Source organism: Paenibacillus sp. FSL R5-0527 (genome assembly GCF_038008055.1).
Lineage (GTDB): Bacteria > Bacillota > Bacilli > Paenibacillales > Paenibacillaceae > Fontibacillus > Fontibacillus macerans.
The window spans coordinates 6,049,666-6,073,893 of record NZ_JBBOYI010000001.1 but is presented as its reverse complement, the minus strand read 5'-3'; the positions used below and the strand labels follow the sequence as shown (position 1 = coordinate 6,073,893).

General features: G+C 52.8%; 21 protein-coding genes and 3 pseudogenes. 21 read left to right on the top strand and 3 right to left on the bottom strand.

Annotated features, from left to right (window positions below):
• Window positions 1-137 precede the first annotated feature (137 nt).
• Window positions 138-335 (top strand): annotated as a pseudogene (locus tag NYE69_RS26945) (hypothetical protein); the annotation flags it as partial.
• A 228-nt stretch (window positions 336-563) separates the two neighbouring features.
• On the opposite strand, the gene NYE69_RS26940 reads toward NYE69_RS26945, so the two are convergent.
• On the bottom strand, window positions 564-680 hold the full coding sequence (locus NYE69_RS26940) for an excalibur calcium-binding domain-containing protein (protein WP_340930549.1): 117 nt from the start codon (window positions 678-680) through the stop codon (window positions 564-566).
• Window positions 681-887: 207 nt separating this feature from the next.
• A pseudogene (locus tag NYE69_RS26935) lies at window positions 888-1,277 on the bottom strand (sporulation protein); the annotation flags it as partial.
• 431 nt (window positions 1,278-1,708) lie between these two features.
• Here NYE69_RS26935 and NYE69_RS26930 point away from each other — a divergent pair.
• The 4 genes and pseudogenes from NYE69_RS26930 to NYE69_RS33795 form a co-directional block, all read left to right on the top strand.
• Window positions 1,709-2,113 (top strand): hypothetical protein, encoded by a 405-nt coding sequence (locus NYE69_RS26930; protein WP_340928848.1) that lies wholly within the window; start codon window positions 1,709-1,711, stop codon window positions 2,111-2,113.
• Between the two features lie 488 nt (window positions 2,114-2,601).
• Window positions 2,602-2,952, top strand: a complete 351-nt coding sequence (locus tag NYE69_RS33800; protein WP_445744794.1) for a LytTR family DNA-binding domain-containing protein — start codon at window positions 2,602-2,604, stop codon at window positions 2,950-2,952.
• Between the two features lie 479 nt (window positions 2,953-3,431).
• A complete protein-coding gene (locus NYE69_RS26925) occupies window positions 3,432-3,659 on the top strand; it encodes a helix-turn-helix domain-containing protein (protein ID WP_155621482.1) in 228 nt (75 codons plus the stop codon).
• 535 nt (window positions 3,660-4,194) lie between these two features.
• Window positions 4,195-4,323, top strand: a pseudogene (locus tag NYE69_RS33795) (glycosidase); the annotation flags it as partial.
• 131 nt (window positions 4,324-4,454) lie between these two features.
• Here NYE69_RS33795 and NYE69_RS26915 read toward each other — a convergent pair.
• Window positions 4,455-5,309: a carbohydrate deacetylase gene (locus NYE69_RS26915; RefSeq protein ID WP_328273205.1), complete on the bottom strand. Its 855-nt coding sequence runs from the start codon at window positions 5,307-5,309 to the stop codon at window positions 4,455-4,457.
• Window positions 5,310-5,871: 562 nt separating this feature from the next.
• Between NYE69_RS26915 and NYE69_RS26910 the strand changes: the two genes are divergently transcribed.
• From NYE69_RS26910 to NYE69_RS26835, 16 genes are all read left to right on the top strand, one after another.
• Complete coding sequence (locus NYE69_RS26910) at window positions 5,872-7,035, top strand: cysteine desulfurase family protein (protein ID WP_328273206.1); 1,164 nt, start codon at window positions 5,872-5,874, stop codon at window positions 7,033-7,035.
• An 84-nt stretch (window positions 7,036-7,119) separates the two neighbouring features.
• On the top strand, window positions 7,120-7,623 hold the full coding sequence (locus tag NYE69_RS26905; protein ID WP_036620664.1) for a PRC-barrel domain-containing protein: 504 nt from the start codon (window positions 7,120-7,122) through the stop codon (window positions 7,621-7,623).
• A gap of 31 nt (window positions 7,624-7,654) precedes the next feature.
• On the top strand, window positions 7,655-7,864 hold the full coding sequence (locus NYE69_RS26900) for a hypothetical protein (protein WP_082208025.1): 210 nt from the start codon (window positions 7,655-7,657) through the stop codon (window positions 7,862-7,864).
• Between the two features lie 233 nt (window positions 7,865-8,097).
• Window positions 8,098-9,534 (top strand): PTS mannitol transporter subunit IICB, encoded by a 1,437-nt coding sequence (locus tag NYE69_RS26895; RefSeq protein WP_328273207.1) that lies wholly within the window; start codon window positions 8,098-8,100, stop codon window positions 9,532-9,534.
• A 94-nt stretch (window positions 9,535-9,628) separates the two neighbouring features.
• Entirely contained in the window at window positions 9,629-11,752 is a 2,124-nt protein-coding gene (locus NYE69_RS26890) for a BglG family transcription antiterminator (RefSeq protein WP_328273209.1), read from the top strand.
• 41 nt (window positions 11,753-11,793) lie between these two features.
• Window positions 11,794-12,225 (top strand): PTS sugar transporter subunit IIA, encoded by a 432-nt coding sequence (locus tag NYE69_RS26885; RefSeq protein ID WP_328273208.1) that lies wholly within the window; start codon window positions 11,794-11,796, stop codon window positions 12,223-12,225.
• A 2-nt stretch (window positions 12,226-12,227) separates the two neighbouring features.
• Window positions 12,228-13,385, top strand: a complete 1,158-nt coding sequence (locus NYE69_RS26880; protein ID WP_340930547.1) for a mannitol-1-phosphate 5-dehydrogenase — start codon at window positions 12,228-12,230, stop codon at window positions 13,383-13,385.
• Between the two features lie 637 nt (window positions 13,386-14,022).
• Window positions 14,023-15,090: an AI-2E family transporter gene (locus tag NYE69_RS26875; RefSeq protein ID WP_328269808.1), complete on the top strand. Its 1,068-nt coding sequence runs from the start codon at window positions 14,023-14,025 to the stop codon at window positions 15,088-15,090.
• A 1,196-nt stretch (window positions 15,091-16,286) separates the two neighbouring features.
• Window positions 16,287-18,911 (top strand): alanine--tRNA ligase, encoded by a 2,625-nt coding sequence (alaS, locus tag NYE69_RS26870; protein WP_328269807.1) that lies wholly within the window; start codon window positions 16,287-16,289, stop codon window positions 18,909-18,911.
• A 132-nt stretch (window positions 18,912-19,043) separates the two neighbouring features.
• Window positions 19,044-19,304 carry an IreB family regulatory phosphoprotein gene (locus NYE69_RS26865; RefSeq protein WP_328269806.1) on the top strand — a complete coding sequence of 87 codons (261 nt, stop codon included), beginning with the start codon at window positions 19,044-19,046 and terminating at the stop codon, window positions 19,302-19,304.
• Window positions 19,305-19,607: 303 nt separating this feature from the next.
• Window positions 19,608-20,024: a Holliday junction resolvase RuvX gene (gene ruvX / locus NYE69_RS26860; protein WP_328273189.1), complete on the top strand. Its 417-nt coding sequence runs from the start codon at window positions 19,608-19,610 to the stop codon at window positions 20,022-20,024.
• A gap of 13 nt (window positions 20,025-20,037) precedes the next feature.
• Window positions 20,038-20,355, top strand: coding sequence for a DUF1292 domain-containing protein (locus NYE69_RS26855; RefSeq protein ID WP_036620682.1), 318 nt, complete (start codon window positions 20,038-20,040; stop codon window positions 20,353-20,355).
• Window positions 20,348-20,650: a DUF1292 domain-containing protein gene (locus tag NYE69_RS26850; protein ID WP_082207705.1), complete on the top strand. Its 303-nt coding sequence runs from the start codon at window positions 20,348-20,350 to the stop codon at window positions 20,648-20,650. Before NYE69_RS26855 ends, NYE69_RS26850 begins: the two co-directional genes overlap by 8 nt.
• A 94-nt stretch (window positions 20,651-20,744) precedes the next feature.
• Entirely contained in the window at window positions 20,745-21,800 is a 1,056-nt protein-coding gene (gene mltG / locus NYE69_RS26845) for an endolytic transglycosylase MltG (protein ID WP_340928836.1), read from the top strand.
• Between the two features lie 13 nt (window positions 21,801-21,813).
• Window positions 21,814-22,749: a peptidase U32 family protein gene (locus tag NYE69_RS26840; RefSeq protein WP_340928834.1), complete on the top strand. Its 936-nt coding sequence runs from the start codon at window positions 21,814-21,816 to the stop codon at window positions 22,747-22,749.
• A gap of 23 nt (window positions 22,750-22,772) precedes the next feature.
• Window positions 22,773-24,107: a peptidase U32 family protein gene (locus NYE69_RS26835; RefSeq protein WP_340928832.1), complete on the top strand. Its 1,335-nt coding sequence runs from the start codon at window positions 22,773-22,775 to the stop codon at window positions 24,105-24,107.
• Window positions 24,108-24,228: the final 121 nt, after the last annotated feature.

The window sequence follows — 24,228 nt, the reverse complement described above, 5'->3', positions numbered from 1 at the left end:
CGGTTCCTCTGGTTCTGGCTCTGGATTTGAAGGTTCGTCAGGTTCTGTTGGATCAATAGGTGGAATTGGTGTATCGATATCTACCAAAGTTCCGTCCGCATCAATATCAATTGCATCTATCGCAACCAAATGTTTATTTAGAGAAGGAATTCGATCTGAGTATGAAAGAAGTCAATGACTTTATCGACTGGTACGAAGCTAAACAGTCGGGAACAGGAACAGCTTCATATGCCATTAATAAGCATGATAACAATAAAGGACCGTTCACAAGCCGTAAGGACTACATTCTGTTTGACCGCGTGCTGACGTTTGAAGTGAGTGAATATAATCAATAACTATTGATCTAATCGAAAAGAGTATCGAGGACCACAGAGGCATAAGCCAAAGTGGTCTTTTTTTGCCACACGAATAATCTCGTCGGATGCCCATGATGCTGGAATTATTGCAAAAAACTTGTGGAACCGGTACAACCAGTACGTAAAAAACGTGATAAAGAGTGGTAACATGAAATATTGAAAAAAGACCACCTCGAATTAATTAGGGATGGTCTTTTGATACCTGTATTATTCACAAGCTACTCCATCTTTATCTCTGTCTAACTTGGCACGATAACCTGGATCACCTTCATAAAGTGGGGCGGCTCCGGCTTCTCTGGCTGCGGTACAATTTTTATAATACACAGTTGAAGATTGCTCTGATTCTGTCGAGGGTGATTCGGTCTTTGCACTTGATGTTGATTGGTTAGAAGATGATTTTTTTGAATTTGAAGATTTATTTGTACTTGAAGATTTGTCTTTACTTGAAGACTTACTACTACTCCCTGTACTACTCTTGACTTTAGTTGCTGTATCGTTGCTCTCTTTAGCGACTGCTGTCTCTGCGAAAGTAAACAACACTCTCGTTCCGTCAGGATAATCTTCCAACGCGTTCCCCACCCAGCTCCCTGCGCCGCGATTGTCTGCGGGGGTTATGTATTCGATGTCGGCTCCGCTACCACCCTCGGCACACATCGCCATCGGCCATTCGTCGCGGTCATATCCGTCCTTAGTTTCGACGCCATCCAGCGATTCTTTGCGGTTTTCGTCCGCGCCCTTTCTGTCGATAGTGCATACAGCCGATTCGCCTGCTTTAATCGCTTCTTTGATGTGTTCGGCCGTTTCTGGGTATTTGCTTACAGGAAATGAAATCTTGATATCGTAGCTGGATGCATCAGAATTTGATGAGGTTGAGGAATCGGTCGCTTTAAGCTTATTCTGTGGTGTGTTTGGAGTTTGAATACTCCCAGTCGTTAATTTCTGGGCTGTTTCATTACTTGATTTTTTAGTTGCTTTGGTTTCATCTTCTTTTTTGGCGACATCATTAGAAACAATGTTATTAGAGTTTGTGTTGGCGGATTTAATTGTTTCCTGGGATGTTGGTATAACAAAGAAACTGACAATAACTAAGCAAAAACAAACGGCGGCTAAAAGAAAATACTTTTTGACTCCTTGTTTTTTCAGGATTGCAAATATAGTACCAATGATAACTAAGACTATAGCACCGAGGGATCCGAATAAAAATAGTAGAATAGCCAAGGTTTCCAAAAATTAACTCTTCCTTTCAGGCTTATATACTATTATTTTAGCAGGAATTTTTATTGCTTGAATACAGAACGCATATTCGCATATAATACAAACGTACGTTCTTATCCAAGGGAGTGTGAATTTCAATGAAGCAAGACGGGGGTTATACACCGGCAATTTGTGATAAGCTACCGGTTCGAACGTTGTTAGAGGTGTTCACCTTAATTTACAAAGCACATGCTATGCCAGAGACACAACTAAATTATATTGATCCTTTAGATAACGTCAGCTACTGCGCATCCTTTCGAAATCAAACCTTAGCTGTGTCTGTTGTTGATTATGGCCCGCTGCCGAATGCAAGTCTGCTTCCCATTCTTTCGGATAGATTTGGCGAACCGGATCGTATGCTTTCAAAGCCTTGGTATCGAGATGAAGAATGTACCTTTTTCGTTATGTACTGGGATGGCTTCGATATTGAATCAATTATAAATTCCTTTTCAACAGCACCTGGTTATTGGAATGATCGGAACACAAAGGATGTATTAAACTAATCAAGTATCGATGAAGGTGATCTGGAATGTTATCTGATTTTGAACGTAAACTCTTGAGAATCTTGTACAACTTTGGCCTAAAGTACAAACGTAACCCCACCAAGCCCGAGTTGGAACGCCTAACTTATCATGAATACGCAGACATTGAGAAGACGTTAGACAGCCTTGTACAAAAAGAATATATCTTCTGGCCGGATCGTCCGGCGCTGGATACGATAACTATCCTGGAGGCATGGGAACGGGAGCAACAGACGTCAAGGGCCAAGTTTTCCCCGTCAACAACAAACTCCAATATTGATTACTGGACTAAATATTGACAAAATAGACCGCAGAGGCATATGCCAAAGCGGTCTATTGTTTTGCATCGGAAGGTAAATCGTATTCATGATGATCAACAGGCGTGTAGTGGTTAATATCAAGCGGCATATCAGAACTAGGAAAATATCTCTATAGAAAGCCCGTAGTGATAAATGTTACTTTAATCATATATGGCATCAAACATCGGGGTGAACAACATGAAGATCATAGCCATACATAGCATTAACGGCACTGCACACGAACTGCCAATCACAGACATCCTTTATTTCTCCTCCGAAGGTGATAGAGTCATCATACACACGGCTGACGCCTCGTATTATCCGCCCCGAACTTTGAAGGACTTTGCTCTATTGTTATCCCCACATGGATTTACCTCACTCGAAAAATCTAATCTTGCGAACATGAAGATGATACGAAAGTATGACAAAATCTCGAAGGCGGCGTTTTTCGACAAAAAATGCGAGGGCAAGCATGTGACAGTATCACGCAGGAATATAAAGAAAATGAGCGATTTTCTATGAAATGAGAACCGTTCGCACCGGGTGAACGGTCGATTTTTTACGACTGCCTTCGACAAACAATTTAGTTCTTCAGTAGTATGCTTGATGTAAGCCTGATCAGGAATTCAAGTCTACTATGTGCAGGAGGAAAAAAGATGAAATATTTAGATTGACTATTTGGTAATGAAGTTACCATATCGGCAATTTTTATATTGAATAGGAACTAGTGTTCTTGTATAATTGGGAATAACAAACCTAATGAGGGGGGAGTTTGGAATGAGAGGGGTATATAGGATCAATTCTGATGAGAGCCGTAATAGTACTAAAGTACTTGAAGCAACGCTTACATACTTGGATCGCTAGAGTGGCTTCATCGTCGCAAACTGGGATGAGGAAAGTAAAGTTGGCTTAGTTTGTAGTTGGATAAGTTGTATCGCTGTAATTTTAATATTTCATCAATCGGCAGTAAACAAAAATAAGCATATGCAGGAGATGGAGTTATGACAAACGAATCTGATGTGAAAAACGCCAGAAGACAAAAAAGCATCAGAGAAGCTCGCATTAACAAAAGAATATCATTACGAAAAGCGGCTTTTAAATTAGGCATCAGTCCTAATAGGTTAGAATATTTTGAAAACGACCCTCGTAAAATTCCGTTTCAAATGGCTCGATCTTTAACGCAGTTATACGGAATTTCGATTGATGATATTACTTTTCTAAGGACATAATCATTAAAAAAAGACCACCTAAAAGTCAAGGTGGTCTTTTTACTTTGGTTCCGTTACCCGCGCTTTACCCGCAATCGGGTTTGTAAATTGATGTTTTTTTAAGTAGACAGAACTAGCAAACAAATCGGACAATCCCTTATCCTTTGTGGGTGTAACTCGTTTCTTATTGTTCCCTGTAGATGTGTTAAAATATATGTTCTATATTTAAGATTTTGTCTGCAGTCAGCTGTTGACGGCTCATGCGAAGTCAGCTCATATTTGCTGATGGCGGCTTTGAGTGGCCTTAGATAAAGTAAGCAATTACAAAAGTCAGCCCAAAAAAGAGCCTGCGGATTTGCATTGCAGGCTCTTTTTTGGGCTTATCCTAGAAATCCGGGGCTTGACCGCCGGCCACTGGAACAGCGAACCGCCGGCTTTCATACAATAGCAGCACTTTATGCTCTTATCCCCCGAAGCCGAGCAGGTTCATCCCGATTAGCGGCCTTTTTTGTCCTTATTTTCCCGTGAATGGCCCCCAATGGGGGTGTTTCCTTACGACATTTTGTTCCCGGAAAAAATAAACGGCAAGTACGTGCTGCTGCGGCGTCCGGAAGAATACGTTGGCGAAGCCTGCGGCACGGAAAAAGCGGCGATGTGGATCACCTATTCGGACGATCTGATTCATTGCTCTACATCTATTACGGGGTGACCGACACGGCGATCGCGCTGGCCACGGTACCGGTGGAAGAGCTCGTCGATTAATTCTGGAGCAAGCCGAATAAGCCGATGGATAAAGAAGCGTCCCGGGCCGGTGTATCATACCGTCCCGGGGCGCTTCTTCATATTTTGGGCAGGCAGCGCGCGGCGAGATGCCTGCCGTGTTTTAACTTTGCGGACTTTGCGGCTGGCCGAAGCGGACTTGTACGACAGCGCACGGTAATTCACGGGAAGGATATTCAGATGTCTCAAAACTTCCGGAATCGCCGGATCGGTAAATACGGAGAGCTCCCGTTCGCGAATGTCCGTCCAATCCGAAATCCGGCGCAAAGTTTCATCCACGTGCCAGGGGTGGCAGGCGATTTCCGTAAACCCGGGGCGAAGCGAGCAGAGATGCTTGATCAAGCGGAGCTTCCCTTCATGTTCTCCATACGAATCCAGCAGGATCGCATCGGTCATGCGCGGGGAAGGCAAACCCCGCAATCGATGATCGATTTGCGACCTCCGCAGGGGAACGTTTTCCCGGCAAGCTTTTTCCGCCATTACCTTGTATATCGCCGGATCGGTTTGGTGCAGCAGGTGATGCGAATCCAAGTGCGTCGGCCGGAGACCGGCCTCCATAAATCGCTTCCACTGCGCGGCAAGCTCCGTTCTCACATCACGCGGGTCCCTGCCGCCGGGGTAATCTACGCCATGAAAAACGCCGTCCTCCCCCACCAGCGAAGGAACTTTCCTGGGACTAGAAACCGGGCGGCCGTACGTCAAGTTAAAATGCAGGCCGATGCCGAGTCCGGGAGCCGTTTCGGCCCGGCTCACCGCATCGCCGAATCCGGGCATATTGACCATCAAGGAGGTGCTCGTAACGCCTCCGGCTTGATAAGCTTCGATAATGCCGCAGTTCACGGCCGGCGAAAGGCCAAAATCGTCAGCATTGATGATCACGCTTCTCAGCATAGGACAACCCCTCTTTTGAAACGATTCGTCAGGTTATTAGATGTTGCGGCTCCCCTGTTCGACAGGGCAGGGGCGGAAAGGAACAGGGGGCTGCTTTCTGCTTTCCCCAACGGGCCTTTCGCGCCCGTTACGGACCCTCGAACGCTTCGGGGGCGGACGGTTCGGGAACGGGCGGCTTGACGGCTTCCAGTATAACAGCCTGCGGTTTGGCTGCGTACAGTTTGCGGTATTGGACCGGGGGATAAAGGAAGAAAAGATAGAAAATTGTCGCATTTCAGGCATGAGTAGTTTTTTTTCGGAAAATCATATAGAATAAGACTGCTTAAAGTGTGTGTTCAAAAAGGCCGGTTTTCAGCACCGAGAAGGTTGGATGAAGCTAGGGACTGAGTAGCGGAGCGTACGTTTTGGGTACGTGAGCAACGGAAGGCCCGGCTGAATTCAAGATTCGATGTCGAGTTTGCTTCTTGATTCACTTCGTGATCAAAAGCGGACTTTTTGAACTACCTCTTAAAAAAGTCGGGAACATGACCCGGCATCCCTTCGTTTAAGGTGGCTAAGGAAAATGACTCACATATATCTCGACCATGCCGCATCCACCCCGGTCCATCCGCTGGTTGCGGAAACGATGCTGAACGTGATGCGGGAGCAGTTCGGCAACGCCTCAAGCGTGCATTTTTACGGCCGCGCCGCCAAACGGCTTGTGAACGGGGCGCGGGACGCGATCTCATCGCGCATCGGCTGCCGTCCGGACGAGCTGGTGTTTACGAGCGGCGGCACGGAAAGCGACAACCTGGCGCTGTTCGGTGCGGCCGCTGCCCGTAAAGACAAGGGGCGCCACATCATTACGACGTCCATCGAGCATCACGCCGTTCTGCATGCCTGCGAGCGTTTGGAAAAAGACGGCTTCGAGGTGACGTATCTCCCGGTCGACCGGTACGGCCAGGCGCATCCGGACCAGGTGCGGGAGGCGATTCGCCCGGATACGATCCTGATCAGCGTGATGTACGGCAATAACGAGGTCGGTACGATTCAGCCGGTCGCGGAGATCGGACAAATCGCCAGAGAGCGGGATATCCTGTTTCACGTCGACGCCGTGCAAGCGCTCGGTTCGCTGCCGATTGCCTGCAGCGGGCTGCCGGTCGATCTGATGAGCTTCTCCTCGCATAAAATCAATGGTCCGCAAGGAGTCGGGGCATTGTACGTTCGGAAGGACTTGGCGATCGAGCCGATTCTGCACGGCGGCCTCCAGGAAAGAAAACGCCGCGCCGGAACCGAAAACATGGCGGGGATCGCCGGCTTCGCCAAGGCGGTGGAACTGGTTGTGTCTGAGCGGGAGGAGCGGGCCGCCCACGAGGCGGAGCTGCGCCGGGGATTGCTGAACGCGCTGGAGGCGCGCATTACGCGCGAACGCTTCCACGTCAACGGCCACCCTGCGGAGCACTTGCCGCATATCGTCAACATCAGTTTTCCCGAGTGCGACTCGGAGACGATGCTGATGAACCTGGATATGGAAGGCGTTGCCGCTTCAAGCGGATCGGCCTGTACCTCGGGGTCGCTGGAACCGTCGCATGTGCTTGAGGCGATGCACGTATCTGAGGCGTTTTTGCGTTCGGCGATTCGTTTTAGCTTCGGATGGGGTAATACTAAAGAAGAAATTGCGCAAACCGCAGAAAAAATTGCAACCATTTTGGAACGTCTCCGTAAAAGAAGTTATGGGCACTCGTAACGGGGGGCCTCTAGCTTTTGCGGAGGGAGGCAGAAATTAAGCTAAGCAACCAAGGGAAATGCCAGCAGGGAGTGTCGGCGGTTCATGAGAATGCAGGAAATGATCGGCCTGGCTGTCTTTGACGTGGAACAAGGCAAGCGGGTCGGGAAAGTTCTTGATGTCTTGCTGGGGAGCGATTGGTCGATCACGGGCATTCAGCTGGAGAACAGATCTCTTTTTCATTCCAGCATCAAGGCGGTGCTCTGGGACGATATCGTCGCTTACGGCGAGGATGCTGTGATGATACGCAATCAACAGGCTGTCTGCAAATGGGAAGCCGAGCATATACAAAATACGTTTTTGTCCGGACCCGGCAAATTGAAGGATCTGTCCGTACTTACGGAGGACGGGATTCGGATCGGATACGTCACGGATGTTTATTTTGAACACGAATTGGGAAACACAATTACTGGAATTGAAATAAGCGACGGGTTTTTCACCGATTTGATGGAAGGGCGGAAAGTGCTCCCCTTTGTCCCGGAAATGACCCGAGGGGAAAATGCGATCATGGTGCCCCGCAGCAGCGAGCAGCTGCTTGAAAAACCATGAATTTTTACGAACGGTAGGTGGTCGGTCAATGATGAAATGTCCAAATTGCAATTCCAAGGATATCGGCAAAATCGGTTCCCATCAGTTTTACTGCTGGGGATGCTTTATCGAACTGACGGTGAACGGCGACAAAATGTCGGTTTATCAAGTGGAGGAAGACGGGACGCTAAGCTCCCTGGACGACTTGTTTTTCGGCGAGGAGATCGTGCAGGAATTCCCGCAGATCCAAGCTTCTTCTTAAAAAATATATATTTGCTTCCGCCTGCGGAAATGCTAAGAGCTGTCCATCTATTTATCGTAAATAGAGCGGGCGGCTTTTTTTCTGCTCTTAAAAAATTGTCAACAACGATCATGACGAAACCGCATTTTGATTTGATTGAGAAAGAAAGCGCTTTGAATTAGGATGAGATTAGGAACACGGTAAATCCTAAAGTTTGTGGTGGTCCGCACAATTTTTGAAGGAGGTTTCTCTTTATGGCTATAGCACAAACCAAAGCACAACCAGAGGGAAGCGGCGGAATCCGGGTGCAGGTGCAGCGGTTCGGACGTGCGCTTAGCGGCATGGTCATGCCGAACATCGGCGCTTTTATCGCCTGGGGCTTGATTACCGCCTTGTTTATTCCGACCGGTTGGTTTCCAAACGAATATTTGGCCAAACTGGTCGACCCGATGATCAAATATTTGCTGCCGCTGCTGATCGGCTACACCGGCGGGCAAATGATTCACGGCAAACGCGGGGCCGTCACCGGCGCAATCGTGACCATGGGGGTTATCGTCGGCAGCGATATCCCGATGTTCCTCGGCGCCATGATCGTGGCTCCGCTGTCGGCCTGGCTGATCAAGCAATTCGATAAAGCGATCGAAGGCAAAATCCGTTCCGGCTTCGAAATGCTGGTCAACAACTTCTCGATCGGCATTTTTGGCGGTCTGATGGCGCTTGGCGCGTACACCGGCGTAGGTCCGCTTGTAACGGCGCTCAGCAAGGCGTTGTCTTCCGGCGTTGACTTCCTGGTGAATGCCAAACTGCTGCCGCTGGTCAACATTATCATTGAGCCGGGTAAAGTGCTGTTCCTGAACAATGCGATCAACCACGGAATCATAACACCGATCGCTTCCGAGGAAGCATTGCGGATCGGCAAATCGATGTTGTACATGCTCGAATCCAACCCGGGACCGGGTCTTGGCATTCTGCTTGCTTACTGGCTCGTCGGACGCGGTTCGGCGAAGCAATCCGCTCCGGGTGCGGTCATTATCCACTTCTTCGGCGGGATTCATGAGATTTACTTCCCGTACATTTTGATGAAGCCGGTGCTCATCCTGGCGGCTATCGCCGGCGGCGTGGTAGGTACGTTTACGTTCCAATTGACGGGTGCGGGACTTTCCGGCGCTCCTTCTCCGGGCAGTATTTTAACCTATATCGCCATGACGCCTAGAGGCGGCTATCTGCCGATGTTCAGCGGTGTCATCGCAGCGGCGGTTGTTTCCTTCCTGGTTGCGGCTTTGCTGCTAAAAACGGGTAAACAAACCGATGAAGAACTGGATTTGGAAGAAGCGTCGGCAAAAATGAAAGAGATGAAATCCGCCGGCATGAATACGCAAGCAGCGGCTGAAGCGGTGACGAGCGTTCGCAAGGATACGGTCGACAAAATCGTGTTCGCCTGCGACGCCGGCATGGGCTCGAGCGCCATGGGCGCCTCGGTGCTGCGCAAAAAAATGCAGGATGCCGGCGTAAAGGTGACGGTCGTCAATTCGGCAGTCAGCGAAATTCCGGAAGACGCGGATATCGTTATTACGCAAAAAACGCTCACGGAGCGCGCCAAGGCGAACCGGCCGAACGCGGAGCATATCTCCATCGACAATTTCCTGAAGAGTCCGAAATACGACGAGCTGGTTGAACGGCTGAAAGACTAAGCTCGCGGGGACGATACTAGGGCAAAACACTGGCGGTTTGATCCGCCGGTGTTTTGCGTCTGTTTTTCTGAGGGGGGGAGTTCTAGTGAGGAAAATGACCGCCCGGCAAAAGCAGATCTTTCTGCTCCTGCTCGGGCGGAAAACGGGTATGACCGCCGCCGAGATCGCCGCCGATATCGGGGTCAGCGTCAGGACGGTACACCGGGAATTGGACGAAATCGAGAAAAGCCTCGCCTATTTCGGCCTCATGCTGTACCGTAAATCCGGCACGGGCATTTCCGTTTGGAGCGATGCCCCGGGAAATGACGAACAGGAGCGCCTGGAGGAAGCGCGCCGGCTGCTGCTCGAGGGCAGCCCCGGCGATTATTCCGGCGAAGAGCGGAAAATTATGCTGATCTGCCGTCTGCTGGATGAACTTGAGCCATGCAAGCTGTTTACGCTGGCTCACGATCTGAAAGTTACGGCGGCTACCGTAAGCAGCGACCTTGATGAGGTCGGTCCGTGGATTCGCCGGTTTGGACTTGAGCTGGTTCGCCGGAGAGGATACGGCGTGGAAATCGTCGGGGAGGAGATCGGCAAAAGGGCCGCCATTTGCCAACTGGCCTCCGATCATTTGGACTACTCCGATCTGATCGGCGGTTCAACCGAACGCCGCTGGTCGGCGGCCATCGACCATTTGCTGGAAGCGGCGGGCTCGCAGCACTTGATGACGGTGGAAAATACGCTGTGGCAAATGAACTGGGATTGGACCGAGCATTTATCCGAAAAAGCCTATACTCAGCTGCTGATCAACCTGTCCGTAACCGTTAACCGCAGCAGGGCGGGACGCCGCGTTTCCGGCACCGCTTCGGCCGCGTCATCTCCGGGAGGCAGCGATGACCGGCCCGGAGAAGGCGAAACGGAACGTTTTGCCAAACTTTTGGGCGAAAAGCTGGATTTGCGGTTTCCGCCGGATGAGGTTCAATATATGGGGCGCCTGTTCCATCAGGCCAGGGATGCTTCGCCGGAGCTGGTGCAGGCGGACATGGAGCTGGTGGACATCGTGTCCCGGCTGACGGACAACGTCGTGAAGCGGACCGGCATCCCGTTTCAGGAGGACCGGCTGCTCGGCAGCGGCCTGCTTGAGCATGTGGGTCCGGCGTTCAAACGGATCCGCGAAGGGGCGAGAATCCGCAACCCGCTGCTGGGCGCGATCCGCAAGGACTACGAGGATCTGTTCTACATCGTCCGGGAAGCGATGAACGAAAGCGGCGTGAACCTGGAGGTTCCCGACGAGGAAATCGGCTTCCTGGTCATGCACTTCGGCGCGTCGATAGAGCGGTTGAATCAGCTGGGCCGGAATGTGCGGGCCATTCTTGTCTGCTCCAGCGGACTCAGCTCCTCGAAGCTGCTGGCTACGCGGCTGGCCAAGGAAATGCCGCAGATCGAAGTGATGGGGAACGTGTCCTGGTACGAAGCGAAACGCTTGCCGGAGGAAGATTACGATTTGATCATCTCCACGATCGATCTGCCGCTTCCGTCCGATCGGTACGTTAGGCTAAGTCCTTTGCTGACGGACGAGGACAGCGACCGGCTGCTCCACTATTTGCAAAATACGACGCTCAAAGCGAGGAAAAACGCTCCGCACAAAGATTCGGCCAAAACGAGGGCGTACGACCGGCTGCGGACCTTAAGCTCCATGATGGATGAAATCGTCCTTCTGCTGGACCAGTTCGTGGTGGGAGCGCTGGATAACGCGGGTCGCTCCCTGCGCGAGACGGTTTTGGCGGCGCTCAAAGAGATAAACGCTGCTTTTCCGGAGAGCGCCGCCGTCTCTCCCGGAACCGGAGGGTACCGGGAGACGCGCGAAAGCGTCAGCGCAATGTCCGATATTGAGGCCGTCGCCGACCGCTTGCTGGAACGCGAAAAAATGGCCAGCCAAGTCATTCCCGGCACTTCGCTTGCGCTATTCCATACTCGCACCCGGTTTGTGAACTATCGTTCGCTGGCTTTGTTCCGGATGGCGGAGCCCGTGGTGCTGGACGGGGATACGCGGATAAGCGCCATCCTGTTTATGCTGGCCCCGCGGGAGCTGCCGAAGGAAACCCTGGAGGTGCTTAGCGAAATCAGCGCCCTGCTGCTCAAGCCGGAGCTGATCGAACTGCTCGAAACCGGGGAGCAGGAGGATATCCGCGACTTTTTGGCGGCGGAATTGCTGCAGTATGTTGAGAACTATTGATGGAAATTGGTAGGATATTAGTGGAAAAGGAGAGAAAATAAATGAAAATGCTGTCTAAAGAAAAAATTATCCTGAACGGAAAAGCCAAAGACAAATACGAAGCCATCCGCATGGCCGGCAAACTGTTGGTCGACGCCGGCCATGTCGCGCCGGAGTATGTCGACAAAATGCTGGAGCGCGAAGAGATCGTTTCTACGTACATGGGCGGCGGCCTGGCTATCCCGCACGGGACCAAGGAAGCGAAAAATCTGATCTTCTCCACGGGGCTGTCGGTCGTGCGTTTTCCGGAAGGCGTCGATTTCGGCGGCGATGAGCCGGCGTTTATCGTGATCGGTATCGCGGCGGCCGGCGGCGACCATATGGAGGTGCTGACCAACGTGGCCATGATCTTCACCGAGGAATCGAACTTGGAACGCATCATGAACGCCGCGACCGAAGAAGAAATTGCCGATATCCTCGAAGGGGGGGTGTAATGATGAAGGCGGTCCATTTTGGCGCGGGCAACATCGGGAGAGGATTCATCGGGCTGCTGCTGTCCCGTTCGGGGTACGAGGTTTGCTTCATTGACGTAAACGACCGCGTCGTTTCCGAATTGAGACGGCGCGGGGAGTATCCCGTCATCCTTGCCAGCGAACAACGCGAAACGCTGACGGTTACGGGCGTCACCGCGCTGAACAGCGTAAGCGAACCGGAGGAAGCCGCGCGGGCGGTTGCGGAAGCGGATCTGGTGACGACGGCGGTCGGCGTATCGATACTGAAGCATATTGCCGGAACGATTGCGGCGGGCCTTAAGCTGCGCAAGCAGGGCAACGCGGAGGCGAAGCTGCACGTCATCGCCTGCGAAAACGCCATCGGCGGCAGTTCCCAGTTGAAGGCGCACGTCTATGCGCAGCTCGATGAGGACACGCGCCGCTGGGCGGATCAAACGGTCGCCTTCCCGGACGCGGCGGTGGACCGGATCGTTCCGCTGCAGCAGCACGAAGACCCGCTTCAAGTTGTTGTCGAGCCTTTTTACGAATGGGCGGTGGATCAATCGCAAATGTTCGCCGGCTTCCATAAGGTCGCGGGCGTACATTACGTGGACCGGTTGGAGCCGTACATCGAACGCAAGCTGTTTACCGTAAACACGGGGCACTGCTCGGCGGCCTACATCGGCCAATTGCAAGGTTACGCAACCATTCAGGAAGCGATGAAGGATGAAAAGGTAGCCGGGCATGTCCGTTCGGTGCTTGCCGAGTCGGGAGCGTTGCTTATAGCCAAGCACGGGTTTGCGGAGGCGGAGCACCAGGCCTACATCGACACGACGCTGCAGCGCTTCGCCAATCCGGCGCTGACGGATGAAGTGTCGCGCGTCGGCCGCTCGCCGATCCGCAAGCTGTCCCCCGGCGACAGGCTCGTCTCCCCGGCGGCGCAAGCTTATGAGCGCGGGCTCGGGTACGATTACCTGGCGCGGACGATGGCGGCGGCGCTGTTCTTCACCGCGCCGGACGACGCGGAAGTAGAGGAGCTTCAGGCTTATCTGCGGGGGGCCGGGCCGGAGAGCACCCTTGCGAAGTACACGGGGCTTGGGGTGGACCACCCGATTGTTCAAGCCGCGCTGCGCCATTACGAGGAGTTGAACAAGGACCGCTAACTAAGCTAGGCCCGTTAATGGCCCATTGATGGCCCATTAATGGCCCGTTAATTGATAGGCTGCTGCATGTATCGGTAATTGGCCATAAGTTCTTCTAGGCCGGGTAGGGGAGTTCCCTATCCGGCCTAGAAGAATTGGCGTCTTACTGGATCAAATGCAAAAATGCATTTCAACTCACTATAAACTTCCACTTTTGAGCAAATGAAATGCAAAATTACATCTGATTTAGGACTTTTCGATAAAAAATACGCTTTCAACCGGGAATGAACTGCATTTTTGCCTTTGGTGAGCCATATTCGGAGCATTTGGGTGAGAATGAACTGCACTTTTGCATTTCGCTGAATTTGGAATGGTTGGCATAGCGGGCATTGTTGGCATAGCGGGCATTGTTGGCATAGCGGGCACTGTTGGCATAGATGGTATAGTTGGATAGATGGAAGTTGGATAGATGGAAGATGGAAGATGGATAGATGGAAGATGGATAGATGGAAGATGTATAGGTGTATAGATGTATAGATGTAGGTGTATAGATGTAATAGCCTTGGATTAGCCATGGCCCAAAACGCTTGCGATTATTTTTCCCTCCTCCGGCAAATAATGAACTATAGCCAATCCATTGCCAAAGGAGGAATCGCGCATGGAACCGATCTTCAAAAGCAAGGCATTCCGCTATGGGGTTTGGCTGCTGCTCGGGCTGTTGATTTTGTACTTCATTTGGCTGCTTCGCCCGATGTTTGCGCTGGTTTACGGCTTTCTCAAAGCGGTGCTCGCCCCGTTCGTGATCGCCATCATCATCTCCTACGTCCTGAATCCGGTCGTCCGCATGCTCGGCGGGCGCAAAGTGCCGCGAACGATCGCGGTGCTGCTCATTTATGCGGTGTTTCTGACCGCGCTTGCGGTTATTTTGATGAACGTTATCCCGATGTTCGTGGAGCAGTTGGAAGAGCTGGGAGAGCATTTGCCGGAGTTGACCATCCATACGCAGCAGATGATGAACCGCTGGGATAACGGCCTGTTGCCGGGCAGCGTCCGCATGGGGATGAACAACTGGTTTTTTCAGTTCGAGAACCGGCTGGCGAGCGCGATTTCGCGTTTTTTGGACAATATCGGGGCAACGATCGGAGTCGTCTTTAACGCGTTTATCATTCCTTTTCTCATTTTCTACATGCTGAAGGACATCGAGTTGATTGAACGGCTTGTGCTTCGATATCTTCCGCGCTCCGGCCGCAAATCGATCATCACGCTGCTGAGGGAAATCGACCAGGCGCTCGGCAACTACATTCGGGGGCAGCTGCTTGTCTGCGTTATTATCGGCGTACTGGCTTATATCGGGTACATGATGATCGGGATGCCGTTCGCCCTGCTGCTCGCCGGAGTTGTGGCGGTCTGCAACATCATTCCTTATCTGGGGCCTTTTCTCGGCGCCGCCCCGGCGCTTGTCATGGCTACCACGATATCCTGGAAAATGGTGCTGTTCGTGCTGCTCGTCAACATGCTTTGCCAGACGATCGAAAGCAACGTCATCTCGCCGCAGGTGGTCGGCCGCAGCCTGCACTTGCATCCGATGCTGATCATTTTCGCCCTGCTGGTCGGCGGGGAGGTCGCCGGGGTTCCGGGGTTGATTTTGGCCGTACCGCTGTTCGCCGTAATGAAGGTGATCATTCAGCATTTTTTCACTTATTACGTGCGGCGCAAGGCCATGTGAAGGGGCTGCTGCGGCGGCCCGGGAGTTGACCGGATTCCGCTAAGTGCCGTTAAATGCTGCTAAATGCCGCTAAATGCTGCTAAATGCACTAGCGTTGCATTAACTTTTGCTAAAGATTTCCCAAAAAAGCTACCCGGAAATTTAACGGTTGCAGCAGCGGCTATTTGCCGAAAAAAGCCCTTTTCTAAATTCTAACGGTTGTAAGCGTCGTTATTTGCCTGGATCTAAGCCAAAATAGCCGGATTTCAGTGAAATAAGCGCTATGGCAACCGTTACAATTTGAAATCAACGTTTTTGGAACAAATAACGCTTGTGGCAACCGTTAGAATATTGGTGAGGCTAGAAAATGTATCTTGTCAGATTTAATGCAACGCTAGTACTCTAAATGCTGCTAAGTGCTGCTAAGCGCTGCTAAGTGCCGCTAAATGCCGCTAAGTACCGCTAAGTACCGCTAAGTACCGCTAAGTGCTGCTAAACGCCGCTAAACGTCGCTAAGTGCGCCCGGTTTAGGCGTATCGTTGCCATCCAGTGTAAAGGTGCATTGACAGCGCGTTTTTCGCCTTATATACTAAAAATATTATTTTCAAAGTAGTTAAATCGTTGATGAAATGGAGTACGTTCGAATCGCGGATTTATCAGAGAAGGGTTCCTTCGCTTTAGGCCGGGCGCAAAGCCCTCCTTGAAATGCGTTGGCTGAGAGAACCCGAAATCTCGCGCGGGCGGAAAGCTGATTTCGGAGTGTGAGTCCAAATTCACCGGCGAGGTCCCCGTTACCGGACCAATGAGGCGATCGCTATACGGTGTCGTGCCGGTCTTCGGAATCGGACGGCGGCGGAGGCGATAACCAGGGTGGTACCGCGATGCAATCGTCCCTGTATTTCAGGGGCGTTTTTTTGTTGTTCCGCGAGGCCTTTTACAAGGCTCAGCTAAATAGCGAAAAAAAGGGGTCATATTTTCGCGGATTCCCCCGGTCAAGCCGTAAATAGAGGACTTTTTTGGCGCTATTTTCGAGCGGGAGCAGCAAATGGGCACGTTTCCTTAAGGTGCTGACGGAATAACGCCTAGAATTACCGCTATCTTCCGAGGAACTGGCCGAGTCCCCGGAATAACGCCCAAAAACGCCGCTATTTTTGCCGGTGCATCCGGAATAGGGTGCCGAATTTTATTTGTATATGAACTCTAGGAGGTTAAAAACTATGAAAGCAAGTGAAATCCGTTCCAAGTGGCTGGAGTTTTTCGCCGGCAAAGGCCACAAAATCGAACCGAGCGCTTCGCTCGTTCCGCATAACGATCCGTCGCTGCTATGGATCAACGCCGGGATGGCCCCGCTCAAGCCATATTTTGACGGCCGGGTGAAGCCGGAAAATCCGCGCCTGGCCAATTCGCAAAAGTGCATCCGCACGAACGATATCGAAAATGTCGGCAAAACGCGGCGGCACCATACGTTTTTTGAGATGCTGGGCAATTTCTCCATCGGCGACTATTTCAAGGAAGAGGCGATCACCTGGGCCTGGGAATTCCTGACCGGTCCCCAGTGGATCGGGTTCGATCCGGAGCGTCTGTCGGTAACCGTCTACCCCGAGGATGAAGAAGCGTACAAGCTGTGGAACGAAAAGATCGGCATTCCGGCGGAGCGGATCGTGAAGCTGGAGGACAACTTCTGGGATATCGGCGAAGGCCCTTGCGGACCGTGTACCGAAATTTTCTACGACCGCGGGGACGCCTACGGCGATCTGTCCGATCCGGAAATGTATCCGGGCGGCGAGAACGAACGTTTCCTTGAAGTGTGGAACCTCGTATTCTCGCAATTCAACCATAACAAAGACGGCAGCTACACGCCGCTGCCCAACAAAAACATCGATACCGGAGCCGGTCTGGAGCGCTTTGCATCGATCCTCCAAAATGTGGACTCCAACTTCGACACGGATCTATTCCAGCCGATTATCGCCAAGACGGCGGCAATGGCCGGGATAGAGTACAAGGCTGCCGAAGACAGCGACGTCGCGATGAAAGTGATCGCCGATCACATCCGGACGGTTGCCTTCGCCGTGGCCGACGGCGTGCTGCCGTCCAACGAAGGGCGCGGTTACGTCATCCGCCGCTTGCTGCGCCGGGCCGTGCGCTACGGCAAGCTGATCGGACTGGACAAACCGTTTATGTTCGGCCTGGTGGAAACCGTAGGGGAAATTATGGGCAGCTACTACCCGGACGTCGTGACCAAACGGGAGTTTATTGAGAAAGTTATCCATAACGAAGAGGAGCGCTTCCACGAAACGCTCAGCGACGGCCTGGCGATTTTGGCCGAGATCAGTGGCGAAGCGAAAGCGGCCGGCCGCACGCTCATCAGCGGGACGGATGCGTTTAAGCTGTACGATACCTATGGCTTCCCGCTCGACCTGACTGAAGATTTCGCGGCCGAACAAGGCCTTAGCGTCGATCGCGAAGGCTTTGAAGCCGCGATGGAGGAGCAGCGCGAGCGGGCCCGGAAGGCCCGCCACGAGAGCGGCAGCATGAAAGTGCAGGGCGGCGTGTTGGCGGATTTTACGACTAAAACGGAGTTCGTTGGATATAATGAGCTTGAAGTAAACACCACTATCGTGGCTATTATCGCGGACGAAACGTTCGTCGACACGCTCGCCTCCGGCAAGACGGGGCAGATCATTTTGGAAGTCACGCCTTTTTATGCCGAAAGCGGCGGTCAGGTGAGCGACCAGGGGATCATCCGCGGCGAGTCGGGCAGCGCCAAAGTGGAGGGCTTGTTCAAAGCGCCGCACGGCCAGCATGTGCATCAGGTGACGGTGGAATCCGGGGAGCTGCGCGTCGGCATGAGCGTAACCGCAGCGGTCGACAAGGAGCAGCGGGCCCAAACGGTCAAAAACCATACGGCCACCCACCTGCTGCACAAAGCTTTGAAGGAAACGCTGGGCGAGCATGTCAATCAAGCCGGCTCGCTGGTTGAGCCGCAGCGCCTGCGCTTCGACTTCTCGCATCTTGGCAGCATTTCGCCGGAGGAGCTTGCTGAAATTGAACGGCGCGTCAACGAGCAGATCTGGAAGGCGCTGCCGGTCAGCACGCTGCTCAAACCGATCGATGAAGCGAAAGCGATGGGCGCCATGGCGCTGTTCGGCGAGAAATACGGCGATATCGTCCGCGTTGTGAAGGTCGGCGATTACAGCCTGGAGCTGTGCGGCGGCTGCCACGTGAACAACTCGGCCGAAATCGGCCTGTTCAAGATCGTCAGCGAAAGCGGCATCGGTTCCGGCGTACGCCGGATCGAGGCGGTGACCGGACGCGGCGCTTACTTGTTCCTGGACGGGCAGCTGGACCTGCTGAACCAGGCGGCCGGCCTGCTTAAAGCAAACGTAAGCGATGTGCCGAAACGGATCGAAGGGCTGTATCAGCAACTGAAGGAATTGAGCCGGGAGAACGAATCGCTGCAGAGCAAACTCAGCGCGATCGAAGCCGGCGAGTTGACTAGCAAGGTCGTCAGCATAGGCGAAACCCGCCTGCTCGCCGCCAAGGTGCAAGCCGGCAGCATGGAGGCGCTGCGCGGTCTGGCCGACGAACTGAAGGCCAAGCTTCCCGACGCTGTTCTCGTGCTGGGAGCGCCGATGGATGACAAGGTGAATTTTGTCGTGGCCGTGCCAAAGGTAGCGGTGGGACGCGGACTTCACGCCGGCAAGCTCGTCAAGGAAATCGCCGCGGTTTGCGGCGGCGGGGGAGGCGGCCGGCCGGATATGGCCCAAGCCGGCGGCAAGGATGCCGGCAAGCTGGACGAAGCCTTGAAGCTAGCGGAACAACTGATCGCTTCACAAGGCTGAATCCGCCGATAAAAATTTGACGGGGGCTGCCGAAAATTTCCTTATGGAACCCATGATATGGTATAGTATGATTAGGCTAAGTAGAAGCCGGCTGCGATCATATAGGGATGTCTGAAGAAGCGAGGTGTCATCATGGACTCCATGGATAAAACCGTCAAGTTTAACGTCAAGGGCGATGAGCAAGAGGCGTCGGCACAGGAAATACTTTTAACGGTATACGAAGCCCTGCAGGAGAAAGAATACAACCCGGTCAACCAGATCGTCGGTTACTTGCTGTCGGGGGACCCTGCGTATATACCGCGGCATAACAATGCGCGAAGCTTGGTGCGCAAGAAAGAGCGCGATGAATTGATTGAAGAGTTGGTCCGGTACTACATGGCCGGCCACCGTTAAAGAGGCAAAATGCCGACTTTTGATCACGAAGCAGGACAAGAAGCGGATTCGGCGTCGAATTTTGAATTCAGCCGGGTGGGGGCATGTGCTTTCCGAAGTATGTTTCCTGCGGAAACATTTCAGTTGCTCACGCAGGTTCACAAGCTTATGCTTCCGCAGCCGTTTTCTCCGAAAACGTTCAGCTCCGCTCCTTCGTCCCTAGCTTCATCCGACCTAAAGCGTTTTTAAAAAACGCCTATCGGAAGCATAAGCTTCGGTGCTGAAAAGTCGGCTTTTTTGAACTCGCACTTAAAGGAGCAACGCATGAGAATTATGGGTCTGGATTACGGGGACCGCCGGATCGGGGTGGCCGTCAGCGATGCTTTCGGCTGGACCGCCCAAGGCGTGGAAGTGATCGAACGCCGCAAAGAAGGCGGAGAATTCGACCGGATCGCGGAGCTGGTGAAGCAGCATGAAGTGGAAGAGATCGTAGTTGGGCTTCCCAAGAACATGAACGGCTCGATCGGTCCCCGCGGAGAAATATGCAAGGCTTTTGCCGACGACCTGCAAAGCAGGCTGAATCTGCCCGTTCATCTTTGGGATGAGCGGCTAACGACCGTCTCGGCGCAGCGGACGCTGCTCGAGGCGGACGTCAGCAGAAAGAAGCGCAAAGGGGTCGTGGACAAAATGGCCGCCAGCTTGATTTTACAAAATTATTTGGACTCTAAGAGTAAAATGTGAGGAGGACCCGCTCATGTCTAAAGATCGTATCGGCAATGAAGAAGAACCGGAGATTATTTATATTCCCGATGAAGAGGGGAATGAAGAAGAATTCGAAGTGATTATGAAATTCGAAGTTGACGGTTCCGACAATAAGTATATGATGGTCGTTCCTCTGGATTCCGATCAGAACGAGGATGAAGAGAGCGAAGAGGTATACGCATTCCGTTACGAGGAAGACGGCGATGATCTGAAGCTGTTCACGATTGAAAGCGATGAAGAATGGGAAATCGTGGAGGAGACGTTCAACACGCTGATCGACGAGTTCGACGGAGAAGATGATCATGACTGAGTTCACGGCGGATCAAGTCGTTTGGTCTTCGCGCGTGCGCGACGCCTATGGCCCGGTTGTGGAGCTGGAGGATGAATCCGGCAAAGCGTCCTACTACAAGGTCGAACGGGAGTTTGACGTAGCGGGGGCGTCCTACGCCGTTCTGCTGCCGGAAAATGCCGGCCGGGACGATGAACCGGAGATTTTTAAAATCGCGGAAGCGGCGGACGGATCTTTGGAGCTCATTACCATCGACGACGACGATGAGTGGGAGAACGTATCCGAGCTTTATGACGAATTGACGTTCCCGGAATAAACGTATTACCAGGTTCTAAGCACGAAGCGGATAAGAACGGTCTGGGAAGGGCGGGGTAACAACCGCTCTTTTTGGCTGTAAAGGGGTTGAGCGATTGAAAAAGGCGCTAAAATGGCTGAGCATATTGATCGTGCTCGTGATGGCCGCGGCAGGTGCTGCGGGCGCTTATGTATATACGGGCATGCAGCCTGTCAAGGCGTCGGAACAGGCCGTTAAAATAACGATCGAGCCCGGAACGGGCACCGGTGAAATTGCGGATTTGCTGGAGAAACAGGGACTTATTAAAAATTCATTATTATTCCGGTCTTACTTGAAATGGAAGTCCGAAGGCAGCCGTTTTCAAGCCGGCGTTTATGAATTCAAGCCGGGAGCGACGTATGACGAAATCATCGCCAGGCTGAACAGCGGCGATATCGTCAAAGCGGAGATGGTCCGGTTTACGATCCCCGAAGGGTTTACGGTTAAGCAGATGGCCGATAAGCTGAGCGAGGAGGGCGTCCTCTACAAGGGCGCGTTCTTAAAGCTGGCCGGAGACGCTTCCGGGCTGGACAGCGAGCTGCTGAAGGAAATTCCGCAAAACGACAAATTAACCTATCGGCTGGAGGGGTATCTGTTCCCGGAAACCTATGAGCTCAAAAAAGGCAGCACCGAGCGGGATATCGCCTTGCGTATGCTCCAGGAGACGGAGAAAAGGCTGGACGGCATCCCGGATTTCCGGCAAAAACTGAAGGAACGGGGCCTTACCCTGAACGAACTGATGACGGTGGCCTCGCTGGTGGAGCGGGAAGTCGTGGTTGACAAGGAGCGAAGTATGGTGGCCGGCGTCATCTATAACCGGCTGGCCAAGCACATGAAGCTGGAGATCGACGCGACGGTGCAGTACGTGCTGGACAAGCCGAAGGAGCGGCTGCTGAATTCCGATTTGCGAAGCGTGGACAGCCCTTATAATACTTATCTTTACGAAGGTCTGCCGCCCGGCCCGATCGCGGCCCCGAGCCTTAAATCAATCGAGGCGGCGCTGGCGCCGACGGCTTCGGAATATCTTTTTTATGTGACGAAAAAAGACGGAAGCGGCGAGCATCTGTTTGCCAAAACGTACGCGGAGCATTTGAAAAACATCGAGACTAGCAAGGCTATGGCCGAGAAATAAGGTGGTAAACTGTATGACGAAAAAACCGGAATTGCTCGTTCCCGCGGGATCGCTGAAGGAACTGGAGCGGTATTTGGCGGCCGGGGCGGATGCGGCTCTCATTGGCGAAGCCAAATACGGGATGCGGCTTCCCGGCGATTTCTCGCCGGACGAAATTGCCGCGGCCGTTCGCCTTGGACATGAGCGGGGAGCCAAAATCTACGTAAGCGTGAATAACCTGATGTCGAACGAACTGCTGGAGGATTTGCCCGATTATGTGAAGCGCCTTGCCGATTGCGGCGTCGACGCGGTGGAATTCGGCGATCCGGCGGTGCTGCAAACCGTGCGCGAAGTTGCGCCGGAGCTGGGGCTCCATTGGAACGCGGAAATGACTTCCACGAATTACGCGACCGCCAATTATTGGGGGTCCAAAGGCGCATCCCGCGTCGTTTTGGCGCGCGAGCTGAATATGGACGAGATTACGGGCATGTCCCCTTCGCTGCAGATTGAAGCGGAGGTGCAGGTGCACGGGATGACAAACATATACCATTCCAAACGCCGGCTGGTGCAGAGCTACATGAATCATCAGGGGCGCCCGGTGGAACCCGGCGGCGACCTGGGCCTGCGGCGCGGGTTGTTCCTGATCGAAGCCGAACGGCCGGAAGAGAAGTTCCCGATCTATGAAGACCGGAACGGTACGCATATCATGAGTTCGGACGATATTTGCATTCTGGAGGACCTGCATGTGCTGATGGCGGCGGGCATCGCCAGCTTTAAGATCGAAACGCTGCTGAAGCCGGCGGCCTATAACGAGACGGTCATCTCCGCGTACCGTCTGGCGATCGAGGCTTATTTCCGCGATCCGGACGGCTATGAGTTTGACGAATCCTGGATCGAGGCGATCCGCCGCGTACAGGACCCCGAGCGCGAGCTGTCCTTCGGCTTTTTCTATAAAGAGCAAGTGTATTGAATAAAACGAAGAGGTGAACGAAGATGCGGACAGCGGAGAAACACATCCCGAAATATGCGGGAAATCGTTACCGGCTGGCGAAACCCGAGCTACTCGCTCCGGCGGGCAATCTCGAAAAGTTGAAATTCGCCGTTCATTACGGAGCGGATGCCGTGTATATCGGTGGACAAAAATACGGCCTTCGTTCCAATGCGGATAATTTCAGTTTTGAAGAAATGCGCGAGGGTGTGGAGTTCGCGCGGAAATACGGGGCCAAAGTGTTCGTGGCCACCAATATTTATGCCCATAACGAGGATCTGGAGGGCATTGAAGAATATTTGCGGAATTTGTACGAGGTCGGCATCGCCGCCATCATCGTGGCCGATCCGGTCATTATCGAAACGGCGCGGCGGGTCGTTCCCGGCCTCGAGGTGCACCTCAGCACCCAGCAATCGACGGTTAACTGGCAGGCGGTCAAGTTCTGGAAGGAGCAAGGCCTGCCGCGGGTCGTGCTTGGCCGAGAGACGAGTTTGCACGAAATCGAGGAAATCAAGAAGCATGTCGACATCGAGCTGGAGGCTTTTATTCACGGGGCGATGTGTTCCTCTTACTCGGGCCGCTGCGTGCTGTCAAACCATTTTACCGACCGCGACTCCAACCGCGGGGGCTGCTGCCAGTCGTGCCGCTGGAAATACGATTTGTTTGAGGACGGCCGTGAGGAGGCCGCTTGGGTCTCCGAGGAAGAAGCCCGGGAGAGCCAAGTGTTGCAGCAGTTCCGTCTGGGCGTGACCCAATTGCCTTTGTTCGAGGAAAATGACAACGCGTTTACAATGGGATCGAAAGACCTGTGCATGATCGAGCATATTCCGGATTTGATCGATGCCGGGGTGGACAGCTTTAAAATCGAAGGACGGATGAAATCGATCCATTATGTGGCCACGGTCGTGAACGTTTACCGCCAGGCGATCGATGCCTATATGGCCGATCCGGACAACTATGAGCTGAAGCCGGAGTGGGTGGAGGAAATCAACAAGGCGGCGAACCGCCCGCTGAATACGGGGTTCTTCTACGACACGCCGGACCATGAAGATCATATTTACGAGCCGGAGGAAAAGGCTGCGCCTTACGACTTTGCCGGATTGGTGATGGAATACGACGAAAATACCGGCATGGCGGTCATTCAGCAGCGCAACCATTTTAAACCGGGGCAGGAAGTCGAATTTTTCGGGCCGGGCGGGACGTTTTTCAAACAGACGGTCGGGGCGATTTATGACGAGGACGGCAATGAATTGGATGCGGCAAGACATCCGCTGCAGCGGATCAAAATGAAAGTGGAGCACCCGGTATCCTATTTCGACATGATGCGGAAAAAGAAATAATTGAAAAATGCAATATGCTTTGAGGCCTGTTCTTGTCTAGGACAAAAGGCCTCTTTTTTGCGTTTTGGGACTTTTTTGTTAAGAAAATTTAAAATCCAGTCCATTTCCAGCCGATATTAAA